Origin of the sequence: Nonomuraea sediminis (assembly GCF_018531495.1) — a bacterium.
Classification (GTDB): domain Bacteria; phylum Actinomycetota; class Actinomycetes; order Streptosporangiales; family Streptosporangiaceae; genus Nonomuraea; species Nonomuraea sediminis.
In genome coordinates, this window is the sequence record NZ_JAHDTI010000001.1 from 1018173 (window position 1) to 1036004 (window position 17832).

Annotated in this window: 13 protein-coding genes; 6 read left to right on the forward strand and 7 right to left on the reverse strand. The window is 70.8% G+C overall.

What is annotated here, in order from left to right; all coding sequences use genetic code 11:
* Positions 1 to 272: 272 nt before the first annotated feature.
* The 4 genes from KIK09_RS04780 (at position 273) to KIK09_RS04795 (ending at position 8456) form a co-directional block, all read left to right on the forward strand.
* Complete coding sequence (locus tag KIK09_RS04780) at positions 273 to 1796, forward strand: TIGR02677 family protein (RefSeq protein ID WP_214317375.1); 1524 nt, start codon at positions 273 to 275, stop codon at positions 1794 to 1796.
* Positions 1793 to 3031, forward strand: coding sequence for a TIGR02678 family protein (locus tag KIK09_RS04785; protein WP_214317376.1), 1239 nt, complete (start codon positions 1793 to 1795; stop codon positions 3029 to 3031). The genes KIK09_RS04780 and KIK09_RS04785 overlap by 4 nt, the downstream gene beginning before the upstream one ends.
* Positions 3028 to 7182, forward strand: a complete 4155-nt coding sequence (locus KIK09_RS04790; protein ID WP_214317377.1) for a TIGR02680 family protein — start codon at positions 3028 to 3030, stop codon at positions 7180 to 7182. Before KIK09_RS04785 ends, KIK09_RS04790 begins: the two co-directional genes overlap by 4 nt.
* Before the next feature lie 65 nt (positions 7183 to 7247).
* Positions 7248 to 8456 carry a TIGR02679 family protein gene (locus tag KIK09_RS04795; protein WP_214317378.1) on the forward strand — a complete coding sequence of 403 codons (1209 nt, stop codon included), beginning with the start codon at positions 7248 to 7250 and terminating at the stop codon, positions 8454 to 8456.
* 105 nt (positions 8457 to 8561) lie between these two features.
* On the opposite strand, the gene pruA is transcribed toward KIK09_RS04795, so the two are convergent.
* Both pruA and KIK09_RS04805 read right to left on the reverse strand, forming a co-directional pair.
* Complete coding sequence (gene pruA / locus KIK09_RS04800; protein WP_214317379.1) at positions 8562 to 10187, reverse strand: L-glutamate gamma-semialdehyde dehydrogenase; 1626 nt, start codon at positions 10185 to 10187, stop codon at positions 8562 to 8564.
* Between the two features lie 3 nt (positions 10188 to 10190).
* Entirely contained in the window at positions 10191 to 11108 is a 918-nt protein-coding gene (locus KIK09_RS04805) for a proline dehydrogenase family protein (protein WP_214317380.1), read from the reverse strand.
* Positions 11109 to 11184: 76 nt separating this feature from the next.
* Between KIK09_RS04805 and KIK09_RS04810 the strand changes: the two genes are divergently transcribed.
* On the forward strand, positions 11185 to 12234 hold the full coding sequence (locus tag KIK09_RS04810; RefSeq protein WP_214317381.1) for a PucR family transcriptional regulator: 1050 nt from the start codon (positions 11185 to 11187) through the stop codon (positions 12232 to 12234).
* Here KIK09_RS04810 and KIK09_RS04815 read toward each other — a convergent pair.
* From KIK09_RS04815 to KIK09_RS04830, 4 genes are all read right to left on the reverse strand, one after another.
* A complete protein-coding gene (locus tag KIK09_RS04815) occupies positions 12219 to 12938 on the reverse strand; it encodes a glycoside hydrolase family 16 protein (protein WP_214317382.1) in 720 nt (239 codons plus the stop codon). The genes KIK09_RS04810 and KIK09_RS04815 overlap by 16 nt on opposite strands.
* A 59-nt stretch (positions 12939 to 12997) precedes the next feature.
* The gene (locus tag KIK09_RS04820; RefSeq protein WP_214317383.1) at positions 12998 to 13591 is read right to left on the reverse strand and encodes an FMN-binding negative transcriptional regulator; all 594 of its coding nucleotides are present in this window, start codon (positions 13589 to 13591) and stop codon (positions 12998 to 13000) included.
* Between the two features lie 81 nt (positions 13592 to 13672).
* Positions 13673 to 14734 (reverse strand): glycosyltransferase, encoded by a 1062-nt coding sequence (locus tag KIK09_RS04825; protein WP_214317384.1) that lies wholly within the window; start codon positions 14732 to 14734, stop codon positions 13673 to 13675.
* Between the two features lie 103 nt (positions 14735 to 14837).
* On the reverse strand, positions 14838 to 16658 hold the full coding sequence (locus tag KIK09_RS04830; RefSeq protein ID WP_214317385.1) for a SpoIIE family protein phosphatase: 1821 nt from the start codon (positions 16656 to 16658) through the stop codon (positions 14838 to 14840).
* A 58-nt stretch (positions 16659 to 16716) separates the two neighbouring features.
* Between KIK09_RS04830 and KIK09_RS04835 the strand changes: the two genes are divergently transcribed.
* Positions 16717 to 17433, forward strand: a complete 717-nt coding sequence (locus KIK09_RS04835; protein ID WP_214317386.1) for an ANTAR domain-containing protein — start codon at positions 16717 to 16719, stop codon at positions 17431 to 17433.
* On the opposite strand, the gene KIK09_RS04840 is transcribed toward KIK09_RS04835, so the two are convergent.
* Positions 17430 to 17759, reverse strand: coding sequence for an STAS domain-containing protein (locus KIK09_RS04840; RefSeq protein ID WP_214318035.1), 330 nt, complete (start codon positions 17757 to 17759; stop codon positions 17430 to 17432). The genes KIK09_RS04835 and KIK09_RS04840 overlap by 4 nt on opposite strands.
* Positions 17760 to 17832 lie beyond the last annotated feature (73 nt).

Here is a 17832-nt window from a genome sequence, read left to right on the forward strand (position 1 = left end):
GCCGGCGTACGGCGGGCAGCCATGAGCGCCTACACCACGATCACCGCCAACCGCGACGGCATCCCCACCACGTTCGGCGGCAGGAACTAGGTCGAGCCATGGCTGTGGCACCAGGTCGACGGGCCCGCCGTCCTGGCCATCCGCCTCTGGCTGTCCTGGACGAACAACTTCCTCAGCCCCGACATCTCCTGGTGACATCTATTTCGGCGGTAATTGTCAGTCTGTCGTTTTAAGGTCTCTCTTGAAATCGCGATGACGCGGCTGGGAGGGGCATGGCCGACCACGACGGAGCACCATTCGATCCTCGACTGGATTTGTACCGCTACGCGATCGCCGATAAGTGTGCCGACGAGTACATCGCCTTGATGCGCCTGTTCACCGAGACGCTGCTCACGGATCTGTCCGCCCAGGAGGCCGCGGCTCTGCTGGCCGACAGGGGATTCGAACTGTCATCGGACAATGTCGAACTCCGCTGTCGCCAGCTGGAGAAGTGGGGAAATCTCGTGCGATCGGTGCGCGATGCCCGGGTGGCCACCGTGGCCGAGTGGGTGCGGTCGCGGTCCCGCTACCAGGTCTCCAAGCTGGGTGGGCGCGTCCACCGGCAGGTCGAGGAGATTCTCCGGGCAACCGACGGCGCGCGGGAGGTCGCCCGTGAACTCCTGGGCGGAACGGTGGAGATTCTCGACCGCATCATCGGCAGGCTCGAATCCGGCGACCCGATCGACGCCGATGCCATGGCCGCCGATGTCACCACCGTCTTCAATAACCAGCGCTTCTTCACCGACAGCGTCCGCGATTTCTATGCGTATCTGCATCAGGTGCTGTCGCGATACGACCTGGTCGGCGCGGAATACGGCGAATTCAAATCTCTGCTTTTGGACTACGTCGATCTCATAACGGCGGATGTCTCCCGGCACGCCCCCGCGGTCGCCGACCGGGTCGCGCGCATCATCCCGCGCCTCGACCGCATTCTCCAGGCGTTCACCCAGCTGCCCGCACTGACCAGTCAGGACGGCAGTCCGGCGGAACGGTCGCCGGGCCGTACGCACGCTGAATGGGAGGAGCTGGCGGCCTGGTACGGCGCGCGGGATGGGCGCTCGGGTCCTGTCCAGCTGCGCGCCGCCGCGGAACAGGCTCTGGGGCAGCTGATCGCGAACGCCAAGCGGATGCTGGCCGCCTCGAGCACGGGCGTGTCCCGGCGGGCCGATCTGCTGCGGCTGGCCCGCTGGTTCGCCGAGGCGGACACGAAGGCGGCGCACCGCATCTTCGCCGCGGCGTTCGGCGCCTACCCCGCACGGCATCTCCTCATGGGCCCGGACGAACCGGACGCGCACGTGACGGCCGCGACGTCGTGGTGGGAGGCCGCTCCCGTGCACGTCCCCGTCTCGCTTCGCGAGCGCGGCGATCGTGCCGCCCGGGGTCGGACGTCCCGTGTTCCCGACCCCGGGCTCGAGCACGAGCTCATGCGCCGCCAGGCCGAGCAGGCACACGCCCGCTCCCTCACCGCGGCGACGGAGTTGATCGCCGTCGGCGACCTGCGTCATGCTCACATCTCACCGGCCGCCAGGAACCTCCTGCTCGATCAGCTGGCCCAGCTGTTCGCCACCGGCTATGACGGGACGACTCCCCGGAGCGCGCAGAACTCCGACCTCGGCTTCGCCCTCCATGCCTGCCCCAGCAGCGGCTCGCTGACCGTCATTCACAGCGAAGACGGCGATCTGACAGTGCACGACGTGATGCTCAAGGTCACCGAATGGCCGCAGGCAGGTTCGGCCGTGCGGGAGGTCCGGAGATGACCACCGCGGCCCTGGCCGCCGAGGAACGCCGGACCGCGGCGCGTGCCCTGCTCAGCATGCCGATTCTCACCGCACACCGCCATCCTGACGAGTTCACGCTGGTCCGCCGCCATGCCTCGGCGCTGAAGTCCACGTTCGCGACGCTTCTCGGCTACACACTCGTTGTCGAATCCCGCTTCGCCCGCCTGGTGAAGGCGCCGCTGGCGCCGCACGCGCCGGTCCGTCCCGTGCGGCGCCCGTCAGGCAGCGAGTTCAGCCCCAGGACCTACACCCATCTTGCTCTGGTGTGCGCGGGCCTGCTGGCTCCTGACGTCGGCGCGCAGATCCTCATGTCGCAACTGGTCGAACAAGTACGGGCAGATGCCGTCACCGCGGGTATCACGCTCGACGACACCCTGGCAGAGCGACGCAGTCTCGTCGCCGCGATCGAGTTCCTCATCGACGCGGGAGTGATCATAGAGACGGACGGCACCGTTGTGGGATGGGGAGAACGAAAGGACGAGGCACTGATCACCGTCACCAGGGGGCTCCTCCCGTACCTGGTGACCAAGCCGCTCCACGCTTTGGAGAGCCCCGAGCAGCTGTGGGCGACCGTACCGGAAGACCCGGAGCAACCCAGACGGACACTCCGCCGCAAACTCGTCGAGAATCCCCTGATCCACCGCGTCGATCTGAGCGACGCCGAGCGGGACGTCCTCAGCCGCGAGCGCACGGAGCTGACGCGGATGCTGGATGAGGCCTTCGGGCTGAGCCTCGAAGTCCGGGCCGAAGGCGCGCTCGTCTACGATCCCGACGAATCTCTGTCCGACCTCGAGTTTCCCGGATCGGGCAGCGTACGGCAGGCGGCGCTCCTCCTCACCGACGCCCTCATCACCCGCATCAGCCCGAAAGCCGGCACGCACGTCGATCTCGAGGGGCGCCGAGTACCCGGTGTGCCGGCACCCTGGCCGTTGGTCGACGAGGCTCTGCGGGCCCTCACCAAGGAGCACGCGAAGGCGTGGCGAACCGATGCCCAGGATGATCTCCCGCGCCTGCGGGCCGATGTGGTCGCCGTGCTGGAAGCCATGGGCCTGGGGACCGAGACGCCCGCCGGGCTGGTGCTGCATCCGGCCGCTGCGCGCTACCGCCCGCAGGTCCGGCTCGCATCCCCGGTCACGCGTGCGAGGCGGCGCCTCGACGAACCGCAAGCCGCAGCGACAGAGCCGCTGTTCCCCCTCGACGAGGAGCCCACGTGACGGCCGGATCGATCGACCAGACGGCGCCCAAGCATCACCCCGACCGGCTGAGGCTGAACCGGGCCGGGATCGTCAACGTCTGGTACTACTACAACACGGAGTTCGCGATGACGGGCGGCCGGCTCGTCCTGCGGGGCACCAACGGATCGGGCAAGTCCCGTGCCCTGGAGATGCTGCTGCCCTTCCTTCTGGACGCCGATCGGCGCCGGATGGACGCGACAGGCTCGGGCCGGGTCCGGCTGGAAGAGCTGATGCGCAGCGGCGGCGAGGACCAGCCCAACCGGCTCGGCTACCTGTGGCTGGAACTGGTTCGCCACGCACCCGAACCCGAACACCTGACGCTCGGCGCGCTCATCCGCTTCGCGCACTCCACCGGCGAAGCCAAGGTCTGGTACTTCACCACCCCGCTACGCGTCGGACACGAGCTCATCCTGCTCGGCGATGATCGAACGCCGCTGTCCAGGGAAGGGCTCGCGGAGGTGATCGGCGCAGACCGCATGACCACCTCGCCGGAGGTCCACCGGGATCGGGTCCGCGGCACGGTCTTCGGGCTCGCAGGTGAGACCGGCGGTGACCGATTCGGCGGCCTTCTTCAACTGCTGCGCACGCTTCGTGCGCCGGACATGGGCAACCGCATCGACGAAGGCAAGCTGCCGCAGATCCTTTCCGACGCGCTTCCCCCGCTCGGCGAGACCGCGATACTCCAGGCGGGTGAGAAGCTCGACGGGCTCACCGAGACCCGAGCGGCGCAGCAGCGGCTGGCCGCCGCTCACCGGCAGGTGGCGGACTTCCTGGCGGTCTATCGGCGATACGCGGCCGGTGTCCTGCGTGCCGCGGCGGGCGACGCCCGCGACGCCGCGCACGCCAACAGCCAGGCTGCTCAGGACGAGGTGAAGGCCAGACAGGACCTCGATGACCTGGTCACTCAGCAGGGGAACCTGAAGCGCAAGCTCGAGGAGCTCGACGACCTCGCGAGCGAACTGTCGAACACCATCATCGGCATCCGGGAGTCCAAGGAGTACGCCGCCGTCCGTGACCTCGACGACCGCGAGAAGAAGCTCGATGCCCTGGGCAGAGCAGCCGGATCTGCCATCGGGCTCGCAGCCCACACGCGCGACGCGGAAACGGGCAAGGCGACCGACGCCGACAGGCGCGGCGACGAGGTCGTCGCGGCCGCGAGGACCGCGTCCCGGGTCCTGACTGAGGCTCGCGCGATCCTGCTGGCGGCGGGCATCCATCCGACGCTGCCGGACGCGATCAGCGCCGAGCCCGTTCAGCAGCCCGCGGTGGTGGATGTCGTCCGCACCGATCTGCTGAGAGACCCGGAGTCCGTGGTACGGCCCGCCCCTTGCCGGATCGTGGTGGCTCCGTCCGATCTGGAGACCGCTGTCACGCAGGTGACCCGTGTGGAGAAGGCCGCCAAGGAGTACGCGGCGCACGCGGAGACGCGGCGGCAGCAGGCACGTGTCGTGGACAGAAAACGGGCCGAGGTCAACTCGGCCGACAAAGCCGCCGAGGACGCGGGTCAGCTGGCCGAAGACGAACGATCGGCGATGGCCGCAGCGCAGGCCGAGCGCGACGAGGCCGCGCTCGCGCTCGCGCGTTCCTGGCGGACGTGGGTCGCGAGCGGATCGACGCGGAGCCTGCTGCCCGACGTGGACTGGGCCGGGACGGCGGCAGGACCGCTCCTCGCCGACGTGGCCGCTCTCCTCGGCGAGGACGCACTCGTCTTGCTGCCGGAGCTGGACGAGGCCGCCCGCGAGGCCGCCCTCACCGCGCAGAACCGTTTCGCCAGGCTCCTGAGCGAACTCGAGGCAGCGGAAGGGATCGATCGCGAGAAGCGCGACAAATTGGCCGCGGAAGCAGACGGACTCCGCGACCAGCGCGACCCCGACCCGCCGGCCCCGCCCTGGGTGCGTCAGGGGCACGCCGGCCGACCCCCGCTGTGGCAGATGATCGACTTCGCGCCGCATCTCGATGCGGTGCAGCGTGCCGGCCTCGAGTCGGCCATGCTCGCCTCGGGCTTGCTGACCGCCACGCTGGCATCGGACGGTGGGCTGGCCGTGCAAGAGGGCGATCTCCTGGTCAGCCCTGTCGGCCCCGTCGCCGAGACGCCGCTCGGCGCGGTGCTGGTTCCTGATACGGCTTCCGTGACGACCGCACAGCGGATATCGGCGGTCCTGGCCCGGATCGCCTTCGGCGCCGGTGACCACCCGATCTGGGTGGATGCTCAGGGGAACTGGCGCAACGGGCCGCTCAGCGGACGGCATGTGGCCCCGGCGGCCCGCCACATCGGAGCCGCGGCACGTGCCGCGGCTCGAGCGGCGCGGCTGGCGGAGATCGAGCAGCTCCTCGCCGAACTCGAGCAGACCTCGACCGCTCGAGAAGCGGAGCGGGGAAGACTCCGGGACGATCAGGAGGCGCTGAATCTGCACCTGAGGAGGGCACCGAGGAGCCAGCCGCTCCAGACCTCGCACGCTCTGGTCGTCGAGGCTGCCAAACGTGTCGCGACCGCGGAGGAGAACCACCGGAGACTGGCCGCATCGGCGCGCGAGCTCCGCGACGCATGGACCACGATGCTGCGAGCTCACCGCAGCGCGTGCCAGAACTTCGGCCTGCCGCACGAAGCGGAGGCACTCGAGGCCGTTCAGAAACGAGCCGAGGAAGGGGCCGGAGCCTGCGACCGCGCCGCGGAACGCCTCCGCGAGCTACGCGAAAGGATCGCCCGGCATGACGCGGTCGTCGCGGAGTGCGAAGGCAAACGTGAGGGCCGGCGCGAAGCCGAGAACGCCGCCGACAGTGCCTGGCGCGACTGGCATCTCGAGGCCGCCGAGCTGGCCGCGATCCGAGATCACCTCGGTGCGAGTGCCGAACGAATCCGTGCCGAACTCGAGGCCGCGGAACGGGAGTACAACCAGTGCGACCGCCAGCAGAAAGGCCTGCGCAGAGCGGTTTCCCAGATCGATGAGAAGAAGGGGGCTGCCTCGGCCCAGGTCGCGTCCGCCCAGGACAAGGCCCTCAGCACGCGGGTCACGCTGACGCAGGCCGCTGGACGGCTGACGACGACACTTCGGCTGCCGGGGGTCTTCGACGCGGTCACCGACACGCCGCCGTCCGCGGCCGATCCGCGGGAGATCGACTCATCGACGGTCCTGGCCTTCGCCGACGCCGTCATCGCCGCCGTGGGCCCGGCGGGCGCTCCCGTGGACGAAACCACCCTGGTGCGCGCCCAGCAAGTCCTCGAGCGCGAACTCGCGGGCGGCTTCGACGTCATTCCCAGCGTGCAGGACGGAGTCCGGTTGCTCGCGATCGCCGACGGAGCGGGGCAGCACACGCTCCGGCAAGCCGCGGACGACCTGCGGCGCAGGCACGAGGAAGGGCAGATCGCGCTCAGCGAGCACGAGCACCTGGTGTTCACCGAATTCGTCCTCGGCGGTGTCGCCGAAGAGCTGCGCAATCGCCTCACCCAGGCCAACGACCTCATCAAGGCGATGAACGCCAGCCTGGCCGGCATCCGTACCAGCCATGGCATCGGCGTCAGGCTGCGCTGGAACCTCGTCGACACGGCGGGGGCCGACATCGCCCGCATCCGCACGCTGGTGGCCACCGCGGGGGAGGTCCGCACACCGGAACAGTCGGCCGAGCTGATCGAGCTCATGAACGCCAGAGTCAACCAGGAGTTCACCACCGATGAGACCGCGGGCTACGCCGCCCACCTGAAGGCCGCGCTGGACTACCGGGCCTGGCACGAGGTCGAGGTCGTGATCACCGGGCCGGAACCCGGCCGTGAACGGCGGATCAGCCGGCGGGCCAAGCTCAGCCAGGGCGAGACGCGCTTCGTCTCGTATGTGACCTTGTTCGCCGCGGCGGACGCCTATCTGTCGAGCCTGCCGGACACGGCACGCGCGCTGCGGCTCATCCTGCTCGACGACGCCTTCGCCAAGGTCGACGAGCAGACCATCGCCGAGCTGATGGGTCTGCTCGTCAAGCTCGATCTCGACTTCGTGATGACCGGGCACGCGCTCTGGGGGTGCTATCCCCAGGTACCCCGGCTGGACTGCTACGAGATCATGCGAGGCGACGGCACCGCCGCCGGCGCAGCTCACACGCATTGGGACGGGCGCAACCGCCACCTGCGGGCCGCCACATGAATGCGATCCCGGACGATCTTCACCGTTATCTGGCGCATCCGGGGCTTGAACCGTTGTGGGAGGCCGTGCGCAGGAAGCTGGAGCGCGATCGCCTGGCCGTGCGCGGCCATGTCTCCATCGCCCTGGACGAGAACGGGGCGAGCAGGCTGTCCGGGCTGCTTGCCGAGCCGATCTCGGCAGGCCGTGTCAGGGTGTCCCTGGCGGCGCTCGACCATGCCCTTCGCTCCTCCGCCGCGGCTGCCGGGCTGGTTTCGGTCACAGCTCAGGTGACGGGCCACGCAATGGTGGACCGGGTGGCGGCGCGCGACGCGGCACGCGCCACGTGGGCGGAGGTCTGGACCCGGGTCGATCAGATGCTCGAGAAAGCCGGCCTCGCGACCTGCGGGTGGGCCCAGGAGTACGTGGCAGGACTTCGGCGCTCCGGTCTGCTGACACGGGCGGGGCCGGATTCGGCGATGGCCGCCGTCGACCAGGCCGGGACTGTGCTCGCCACCGTTGCCGCGGTCGAGCCGACCGGCGACCGCTGGCCGGAACCGCGATGGGAGCTGGCGGAGCTGGCCGCACGCTGCCTGGGGGACGCGCATGGCCTGGACGAGGGCCGGCTCGCCGGCCTGCTCGTGTTGCGGGCCGTTGCGGCCGCGCACGGCGTCCCCGCTCCTGAGTCCGCCGCGGCGCGGCGTGACCTGTGGGCTCGCGTCGGTGTGCTGCCGGATCTCGTCTCGGGAACGGTCCTGGTCTGGGAACTGCGCCCGCCTGGTGGCGACGCCTGGTCGGCGATGATGCGGAGCAGGGCCGACCTGGGGCTCGTCACCCACCTGACGATGCAGGAGTTGCGGCTGGCCGACGTCCCGCCTGCAGGTCCCGGCGACCTGGTGCACGTCTGCGAGAACCCTCAGGTGCTGCAGGCCGCGGCCCGAGCAGGCGTTCCCCGTTCCCTGATCTGCCTGTCAGGTAACCCTGCGGGAGCGGGGACGACGTTGATCCGAAGGCTGTGCGCCGGGTCCGCGGTGGTGCGATATCACGGGGACTTCGATTGGCCGGGAGTGGCCATCGCACGCCGCGTGTACGCCATGGGGGCGGTGCCGTGGCGCATGGCGGCCTCGGACTACGAGGAGGCCGTCATGGCGGGACCGCGGGTGCCGCGGCTGGCCGGGGAACCGGGGACGACGCCGTGGGATCCGGGGCTGGCAGCGGCGATGGCGCATCATGACATCGCGGTTCACGAGGAGACGGTCCTCCCCGTCCTGCTCAGCGATCTTCAAACTCCCGGTTGACAAGCTGACGCCCCCGGGCTCGGCAGGGAGCCCGGGGGCGTCGGGTGGGCGGTGCGTTCGGGGTGCAGGAAGGTCCCCGAAGGCGCCGGCCGTACAGGAGAAGCGTCAGCCCATGTGCGGGTAGCGGTGGTCCGTGGGCGGGACGAAGGTCTCCTTGATGGTGCGGGCGTTGACCCAGCGGATCAGGTTGAAGATCGAGCCCGCCTTGTCGTTGGTGCCGGAGGCGCGGGCACCGCCGAAGGGCTGCTGGCCGACCACCGCACCGGTGGGCTTGTCGTTGACGTAGAAGTTGCCGGCCGCGAAGCGCAGCCGCTCGGAGGCCGAGGCGATGGCGTAGCGGTCCTGCGCGATGATCGAACCGGTCAGCGCGTAGGGCGCGATGCCCTCCATCTGGTCGAGCACGCGGTCGAAGTCGGCGTCGTCGTAGACGTGGACGCCGAGGATCGGGCCGAAGTACTCCTTGACGAAGATCTCGTCGGTCGGGTCGGCGCACTCCAGGATGGTCGGCTTCACGAAGTAGCCGGTGGTGTCGTCGTAGGACCCGGTCAGGACGTTGATGTCCGCCGCGGCGCGGGCCCGGTCGATGGCGGCCTTGTGCTTGGCGAAGGCCCGGTCGTCGATGACGGCGCCCATGAACGTCGACAGGTTGGCGGCCACGTCGCCCACGGTCAGCGACTCGGAGGCGGCGACGAAGTCGTCGCGCATCCTGGACCAGACCGAGCGCGGCACGTAGGCCCGCGAGGCGGCCGAGCACTTCTGGCCCTGGTACTCGAAGGCGCCGCGGACCAGCGCGGTCGCCAGCACCGCCGGGTCGGCCGACGGGTGGGCGAGCACGAAGTCCTTGCCGCCGGTCTCGCCGACGAGGCGCGGGTAGCCGTGGTAGCCGGTGATGTTGGCCCCGATGGTCGACCACAGGTGCTGGAAGGTCGCGGTGGACCCGGTGAAGTGGATCCCGGCCAGCGCCGGGTGGGTCAGCGCGACCTCGGACACGGCCTGGCCGTTGCCGGTGACCATGTTGATGACGCCCGGCGGGAGCCCGGCCTCCTCGAGCAGCCGCATCGTGAAGTGCGCCGCGAACTGCTGCGTAGGCGAGGGCTTCCAGACCACCACGTTGCCCATCAGCGCCGCGGCGGTCGGCAGGTTGCCGGCGATCGCGGTGAAGTTGAACGGCGTGATCGCCAGGACGAAGCCCTCCAGCGGCCGGTACTCCATCCGGTTCCACACGCCGGGCGAGGAGATCGGCTGGTCGGCGTAGAGCTGGCGGGCGAAGGCCACGTTGAAGCGCAGGAAGTCGATCAGCTCGCAGGCCGAGTCGATCTCGGCCTGCTGCACCGACTTGGACTGCCCGAGCATGGTCGCGGCGTTCAGCGTGGCGCGCCACGGCCCGGCCAGCAGGTCGGCCGCCTTGAGGAAGATCGCCGCGCGCTCGTCGAAGGACAGCGCCCGCCAGGCGGGGGCCGCCTCCAGCGCCGTGGAGATGGCGTCCTGCACGTCCTGAGCCGTAGCGTCGTTGGTACGGCCCAGGACGGAGGCCTTGTTGTGCGGCTGCACGACGTTGATCGGCACGCCGCCGCCCATGCGCTGCTCGCCAGCGATGGTCATCGTCAGGTCGATCGTGGTCCCGGCCAGCTCCTTGACCCGGTTCTCCAGCGCGGTGCGCTCGGCGCTGCCCGGCGCGTAGCCGTAGATCCGCTCGTTGCCCGGCACGGGAACGTTGCTGATGGCATCCATGTGTTACTTACCCCCAAGGGCGCGAAGGAAGAAGGCGACGTTGGCCGGGCGCTCGGCGAGGCGGCGCATGAAGTAGCCGTACCAGTCGTCGCCGTAGGGAACGTAGACGCGGACCGTGTGCCCGGCACCTGCCAGGGCCTCCTGCCGGTCGGTCCTGATCCCGTAGAGCATCTGGTATTCGTAGTCGCCGACGGTGCGGCCGAAGCGGTCGGCGAGGAGTTCGGTGATGGAGATCAGCCGGTCGTCGTGCGTCGCCACCATGGGGTATCCCTTCCCCGCCATGAGGATCCGCAGGCATCGCACGTAGGCCTTGTCCACCTCGCCCTTGCCCTGGTGGGCGACGGAGGCGGGCTCGCGGTAGGCGCCCTTGACCAGGCGGACCCGGGAACCCTCGAGGGCCAGGTCGCGGCAATCCTGCTCGCTCCTGAACAGGTAGGCCTGGATGGCCACGCCCGTCGAGGGGAAGTCCTCACGCAGCTTGCGCAGGATCTCCAGGGTCGAGTCGACCGTGGTGTGGTCCTCCATGTCGAGCGTGACGGTCGAGCCGTTCAGTGCGGCGGCTTCGCAGATCTGACGGGCGTGTTCGAGCGCCATCCCGTCGTCGAGCGCCTGCCCCACGGCCGACAGCTTCACCGACACCTCACCACGCGTGCCGAGCTCGAGCGGCCGCAGCGCCTCGAGAAGCTCGACGTAGGCGTGTGCGGTGCCCGCGGCGGCGCGAGCGTCGCGGACCTCCTCGCCCAGGTGGTCGACGGTGACGGTCAGCCCGGCGTCGACGAGCCGCTCGATGGCGTCGCGCGCTTCAGCGGCGCTCTCCCCGGCGACGAACCGGTCCACCACCTTGCGTGTGAGCGGGAATCCTGACACGGAGCGGCGTACGAGCCTGCTCCTGGATGCCGCGAGTAGCAGTTGACCGAGCATGAATCCAGCGTAAATCCGCTGTTCACGGGGCAGCCATCGACGTAAGTAACGCGGGTTGTGGCAGGCTGTCATACACATGTACAACACGGCCGATCTACAGGAAACCGTCGACGAGATAGCCCGCGTCCTGGGGGCGTCCGCGACGCTGGAGGACCGTTCGTTCCGGCTGCTGGCCTACGGCGCGCAGCACGGCGACATCGACACGGTCCGCCAGGAGTCCATCCTGCGCAGGCGCGCCTCACGGCAGGTGCGCGACTACTTCGAGGGCTTCGGCATCGCCACCGCCGACGGCCCCGTCAGGATCCCCGCCTCGCCCGAGGTCAGGGCCCGCGTGTGCTGGCCGCTGCGGCACCGCGAGGTGACCTACGGCTATCTGTGGCTGCTCGACTCGGGCGAGCTCTCCGACGCCGTGCTGCACAGGGCCGCGCCGCTGGTGGCCAGGGCGGCCGCCCAGCTCGCCCAGGAGGCGCGCAGCCGCCAGGACCTCGGCCGTGACCTGCTCGCGCTGCTGTCCGCCGACCCGGAGGAGCGGTCGGCCGCCTCGATCGAGCTGCGCGGGCCCATCGCCGCGATAGCCGTACGCGAGTCGTCCGAGCGCGTGGCCGAGCTGTGGACGCTGCCGCGCGGCGTGCTGGCTCGCGCGGGCTCGCCGGTCGCGGTGCTCGCCCCGGCGCACCTGGCGGGCGAGGTCGCGCAGACCCTGCAGGCGGCGTACGGCACGGCCGCCGGGCTGGGCGCCTCCCGCCCCGACCCGTCGGAGGCGTGGCAGAGCTGGCGCGAGGCCCGCCAGGCGCTGCGGATCGCCGAGCACTTCCCGCGCTTCGCGCCGATCGCCCGCTGGGAGGACCTGGGCGTGCACCGGCTGCTGGCCAGGCTGGGCCAGGCCGACCTGCGCGAGCTGGCGGCGGAGGCGGTCGCGCTGGACGACGAGCTCGCCCGCACCGTCGAGATCTACCTCGACCACGGCGGCCACGCCCAGAAGGCCGCGGCCGAGCTGGGCATCCACCGCCAGACCCTGTACTACCGGCTGGGCAAGGCCGAGCGGCTGCTCCACCGCGACCTGTCAGAGGGCGACGACCGGCTGGTCGTCCACCTGGCGCTGAAGGCCGCTCACCTGGCCCTGTAGATCTTCACCCAGTCGACGTACATGGAGACCGTGGCGGGGGTGGAGGCGTCGCGGCACCTGGGCTCGCACACCACGTCGTTCTGCAGCGCCAGCCCCATCCTGCTGCCCTGCGGCACGTTCGGCCCGCGGTAGTCCCACACCTTCGCGCCGTCCAGCCAGAACGTGAGCCGCCCCGGCAGCCAGTCGACCGCCACCGTGTGCCAGCGGGTGAAGTCGGTCCGCAGCTGGTGCTGGGAGCGGGAGCGGCCGCTGTGCACGAAGATGCCGCCGCCCTGCCGGCGCGGGTCGACGATCTCGGCGAAGTCGATCTCGGCGTAGCCGGAGCCCTCGCTCTGCGCGGTGGGCCACAGCAGCGCCACCGGCGTGTACCCGGCGCCCGCCTCGGAGCGGAACCTGACCTCCCACCGGCCGTACTCCTGTGCCAGCTTGCTGGCGATCCCGCCGGACAGGTCCCGCCCGCCGTACATGCCGCCCTTGAGGCGCAGCACCCCGTTCAACACGGTCGAGGCCCGGCCGGTGCGGGGGTTGGTCTGCGCGGTGGGCGAGTGGTAGATCATCCACTTGCCCGTGTCGACCGAGGTGCCGTCGAAGTTCTCCACCAGGACCGGGGATCCCCAGTCCTGCGCCTGTGCCTGCGCCGTCTGCGGGAGGCCTGCCACCGTCACCAGCGCGGCCGCCGCCAGGATCGAACTGCGTCTGGACATGCCGCCTATGGAAGCAAAGATTTCACTCTCGTAACAGAGATATGGAATTTTCGCATCTGTCAGCCCAGGTAAGGCAGCGCCGCCGCGTCGCCCGGCCCGCGCCGCTCGGCCAGGCGCTCGGCGACCCTGGCGCGGTGCGCGGCGTCCTTGTGGCCGTCGTACTTGAACTTGCCGCGGACCTCCTCGATCGCCAGGCGCAGGCCGCGGATGCCCGTCAGCAGCCGCGGCATCGCCGACGGGTCGCCCTGGCCGGGGTCCAGGTCCGCGAGCTGGCCGCGCAGCACGTCCAGCTTCTCCTCGGCCTCGGTGAGGATCTCGGCCCGGCACAGCAGCTGGACCGCCGAGTAGTACGTGGTGGGCACGCCCAGCTCGGGATCGGTGCCCGGCTCCGCCCGCCACGACCCGGGGATGTAGGACCACGGGCCGGCCACCGACAGCACCACCTTGGGGTTCTCCTCGATGGCCGCCCAGACCGGGTTGGGCCGGGCCAGGTGCAGCACGACCGTTTCGTCGTCGGCCAGCAGGAACTGCGTCGGCACCACGACCGGCACGTCGCGCCCGCGGCCCGCGGCGATGAGCTGCCCGAACTGGTTGGCCCGGACAAAGGCCAGCGACTGCTCCTCGGTGCCCGCATCCCAGGGGTGAATCAGCATGCCGATAACCCTATCCACGCCATGCTTTATCCCGATTTGTACGGCTTGGCGCATGATCGGGTCGCGGGTTGTACGGTCCCGTCAGGCGCGGGCCGACTCGTAGACCCGCAGCAGCTCCTGGCCGACCCGCTCCCACGAGTAGCGCGAGCGGGCGCGGTCGGCGCCTGCGTAGCCGAGCGCGGTGCGCAGCGTCTGGTCCGACAGCAGCCTGCGCGCCTGCTTGGCCACCAGGTCGGGCCGGTCGGGCGGGACGAGCAGCCCGGTCACGCCGTCGACGACGGAGTCGAGGTGCGCGCCCACGGCCGAGGCGATCACCGGGACGCCGCAGGCCATGCCCTCCATCGCCACGACGCCGGAGGTCGCCTGCCTGGGCACCGTGATCAGGCAGTCGGCGCTGCGCATGAGCTTGGGCACGGAGGCCGGCCGTACCCGGCCGAGGAACGTGATGCGGTCGGCCACGCCCAGTTGCCGGGCCAGCGAGCGCAATCCGGCAGCGTCCCTGTCCTGCTCCAGTTCGCCGAGCTCGGGGCCGCCGGCCAGCACCAGCTCGGCGCCGGGCAGCGTGGGCAGCGCGCGGACGGCGGTGTGCGCGCCGCGCTCGGGAGACAGCGGGCCGACGTGCAGCAGCCGGTGCCGCGCGTCGCGCGGGGCTGCGGCGCCCTGGCGCTGGAACCTGCAGGTGTCGACACCGCAGGGCACGACGACGATGTTGGCGCGGGGCACGCCCATCCTGATGAGCACGGCCTCCTGGTCGCCCGAACCGGCGATGACCGCGTCGGCGCGCCGGCCGAGCGCCCGCTCCACCTTGAGGCGGCCCGCGTCGAAACGGTAGAAGGTCTGCGTGATGGGCACGTCGAGGCCCTCGGCGCCGGCGATCGAGACGAGCCCGGCGCTCCACGAATGGGCGTGGATGATGTCCGGGCGCTCCCTGCTCCAGCGCTCGCGCAGGTACTCGCCGACCTCGCGCAGATCACCCATGTCGAGCTGGTCGACGGTGACGCCGTGCGCGACTCGCGTCCTGGGCCTGCGCTCGGAGCCGCCGTTGTAGACGGTGACCTGGTGCTCGCGGCCGAGTTCGCGGGCCGCGGCGAGAACATGGTGACGCTGGCTGCCTGAGACGGGGGCGACGATGGCGATATTCATGGCACACCTCAGCGTGGAAGCTGTTCAAGGTGTGCCTGCGTCTTAGGCACAAGAGCTACCCGTTACTTTACCCACCCTGTGCCTGGCCGCAAACCTTTCCTGGTCAGACCGCCCGCAGCGCCAGGATGACGATCTCGTCCCACACCTCGCCGCCGGAGAAGGCCTGCCGGTCCGCCTCCACCGCCTTGATCACGGTCGCCGGGGGCTGCCCCGCGAAGCGGCCGAGCACGTCCGCCAGCCGGTCCTCGCCGTACAGCTCGCCCGCGGTGTTGCGGGAGGAGATCAGGCCTTCGGAGTAGAGCACCAGCGTCTGGCCGCGCGCCAGCGTGACCTCCTCCACCTCGGTGGCCGCCTCGGCGCCCAGGCCGAGCGGCACGCCGCCGCCCTTGGCGAAGCGGACGCCGCCGCCCTCCGGATACACCAGCGCCGCCGGGTGGTGCCCGGCCGCGGACAGGCTGATCTCGCGACCCCGCACGAAACCGGCGAGCGCCATCACGAACATGCCGCTGTCCTGCGCGAACAGCGCCTCGTTCACCTTGCGCATCACCTCGTCGGGATCGGACTCCCAGACGCTCAGCACCCGCAGCCCGCCCCTGACCAGCGCGCTCACCGAGGCCGCCGCCTCGCCCTTGCCCACCGCCCCGCCCACGGCGAACCCCCAGCCGCCGGCCACGGGGAACACGTCGTAGAACTCGGCGCCCACCGACGAGCCCGGACGGTAGATCGCGGCTGCCTCGAATCCCGGCACGTCGGGCAGGTCGCGGGGCACCACGCTGGCCGACAGCGCGTCGGCGGCCCGCGAGCGGCTCTGGAAGCTGTCCTGGGCGCGCAACGCCAGCCCCAGCGCCGTGCCCACCTCCTGCATCACGCCGAGGTCGGCCAGCGCGTACGGCTCCTTGTCGTGCGCCCGTACCAGCGTCAGCACGCCCTGGCCGGTGCCGATCGGCACCGACAGCAGCGAGCCCGCCTCCATCGCCGTCAGCAGCGGCCCTTCGGCGGCCGAGCCGAGCAGCGTCTCGTCCTCGACCATCTCGTGCACCACGCCGGAACCGCGCTCGAGCACCTCCGCCACCAGCGGCGCCGCCCCCGGGTCCGCCGCCTCCACCTGCCTGGCCAGCTCGCCCAGCGGCTGGTCCCTGGGCGCCACCACGATCGCGCGGCGCGCCTGGCGGTCGCGCACCACGTCGGCGACGACCCAGTCGGCCCAGTCGGCGGCCAGCAGCCTGGTGGCCCGCGGCAGCGCCATCTGCTTCTGCAGCCCCTCGTCGTCGAGCAGCAGCGCGATCATCCTGGCCAGCAGGTCCTGCCGCCTGGCCGCCGCCACCAGCAGTTCGCCGTCGGCCAGCCCCAGCCGTTCCCTGCCGGGCCGGGGCGGCTGCACCTCGATCGGCAGCGCCACGGCGGCCACCATGTGCCGCGCCTCGCCCGGCATGGTCAGCCTGGTCAGCGCGAGCTGGACCGTGTGCGCCCTGCCCTGGTGGGCCAGGCGCGTCTCCAGCGCCGACGGCTGCCCGGTCTGCAGCACTGACGTCAGGTGGGACCGGAATGCCGCCCGCCGCGACACGTCCACGAGCAGCGGGAACGAGCGGCCCACCAGGTAGCCCTCGGGGCTGCCGAGCAGGCGCGAGGTCTCGGGGTTGATCCGCCTGACCATGCCGCCGCCGTCGAGCAGCACCACCGGCACGGGGAACGCGCGGAACACCTGGCGCAGCAGCTTCAGCTCGCGCTGCGGCCCGTCAAGCCTGCCCCGCGGCTTGGCCTTGGCCAGCTCGGTGCGGGCCTCGGCCAGCAGTTCCACCGCCGTGTCGAGCTCGGCGAGCGCCGCCTCGAGTGTCGGCTCGAGGTCGGCGGGATAGGCCGACCTGGCCTCGCGCAACGAGGCCACGCGCGCGCCCAGCGCATCCAGCGCCTGCTCGAGATCCATTCTTCGACGCTACGCCATCGCGGATAAACCCATCCAGACAGGGAAGGGGCCTGTTGCCATGGAATCCACGTCTCTGATCACGGCCTCGCTGGCCCGCGACCTGGCCAAGCTCGGACGGCTCGGCGAGGACACCTCGACCGAGACCCTGCTGCGCGATCTGACCACCGCGCTGGCCTGGGGCGTGCCAGGCTGCTCAGGCGGTTCGGCCGAGCACTGGCGGGACGAGCGGGTCCTGGTCTCCGGCTCGCACAGCGAGCTCATCATGCTGGTCGAAGGCGAGCGCGAGCTCGGCGCCGGCCCTTCGATCGAGGCGCGCGCCCACGCCTGCCGCGTCATCGTGGCAGATCTGCTGCGCGACGCGCGCTGGCCCCTCTACGCCCGCCTGGCCACCTGCTGCGGCGTCCGCTCCGCCCTGATCGTGCCCGTCCCGCTGGCCCAGTCCATGGTGGTGGTGGGGCTCTACTCCGTACGGCCCGCCGCGTTCGCGCCGCCGTACTCGCATGCCCTGGCCGACATGCTCACCCAGCAGGTGGGCGTGGCGATGGCCAATCTGTGGGACTTCGACGAGGTGCGCACCGGCGCGGCGCAGATGCAGGAGGCGCTGGCCGGGCGGTCGGTCATCGACCAGGCCAAGGGCATCATCATGCAGACCAGCGGGTGCACCGCCGAGGCCGCCTTCGAAGAGCTGCGCAGGATCTCGCAGCACCACCAGGTCAAGGTGGCCGACCTGGCCAGGCTCCTGGTCGAGGAGCACCAGCGCAAGTCGCGCGGCTAGCCGAGCGCCTGCAGCGCGTCGTCGAGCGTGTCGTACAGCGGCAGCCGATCGGCGAGCCCGGTGATCCACATCACCTTGGACCTGGCGTAGTCCACCCCGATCAGGGCGAAACGGTTGTCGCTCGCGAGGCTGGTCTGCCAGGTGTGCACGATCAGGCCGAGCGCCCTGGAGTCCATGAAAGTCACACCCGACAGGTCGAGGATGAGATCGGCGCCCGCCGAGGCGAGGAAGTCGGCGAACTGCTCGCGGGTCGTGGCGTCGAGCACGCCGTCCACGCGCACCACGGTGATCCCGTCCGTGGCCGACGAACTCAGGGTGAGCGGCATTGTCACGTGGCAACCCTACTGTCACCGGCCCAGGGTGGAATACATCGCCGGAGAGGGGGGATACTGGCAGTGA

Excerpts from the sequence above, each read along its gene's own strand:
- KIK09_RS04780 (WP_214317375.1), top strand. The coding sequence starts at position 273 with ATGGCCGACCACGACGGAGCACCATTCGATCCTCGACTGGATTTGTAC.
- KIK09_RS04785 (WP_214317376.1), top strand. The coding sequence starts at position 1,793 with ATGACCACCGCGGCCCTGGCCGCCGAGGAACGCCGGACCGCGGCGCGT.
- pruA (WP_214317379.1), bottom strand. The coding sequence starts at position 10,187 with ATGGATGCCATCAGCAACGTTCCCGTGCCGGGCAACGAGCGGATCTAC.
- KIK09_RS04805 (WP_214317380.1), bottom strand. The coding sequence starts at position 11,108 with ATGCTCGGTCAACTGCTACTCGCGGCATCCAGGAGCAGGCTCGTACGC.
- KIK09_RS04810 (WP_214317381.1), top strand. The coding sequence starts at position 11,185 with ATGTACAACACGGCCGATCTACAGGAAACCGTCGACGAGATAGCCCGC.
- KIK09_RS04815 (WP_214317382.1), bottom strand. The coding sequence starts at position 12,938 with ATGTCCAGACGCAGTTCGATCCTGGCGGCGGCCGCGCTGGTGACGGTG.
- KIK09_RS04820 (WP_214317383.1), bottom strand. The coding sequence starts at position 13,591 with ATGCTGATTCACCCCTGGGATGCGGGCACCGAGGAGCAGTCGCTGGCC.
- KIK09_RS04825 (WP_214317384.1), bottom strand. The coding sequence starts at position 14,734 with ATGAATATCGCCATCGTCGCCCCCGTCTCAGGCAGCCAGCGTCACCAT.
- KIK09_RS04830 (WP_214317385.1), bottom strand. The coding sequence starts at position 16,658 with ATGGATCTCGAGCAGGCGCTGGATGCGCTGGGCGCGCGCGTGGCCTCG.
- KIK09_RS04835 (WP_214317386.1), top strand. The coding sequence starts at position 16,717 with ATGGAATCCACGTCTCTGATCACGGCCTCGCTGGCCCGCGACCTGGCC.
- KIK09_RS04840 (WP_214318035.1), bottom strand. The coding sequence starts at position 17,759 with ATGCCGCTCACCCTGAGTTCGTCGGCCACGGACGGGATCACCGTGGTG.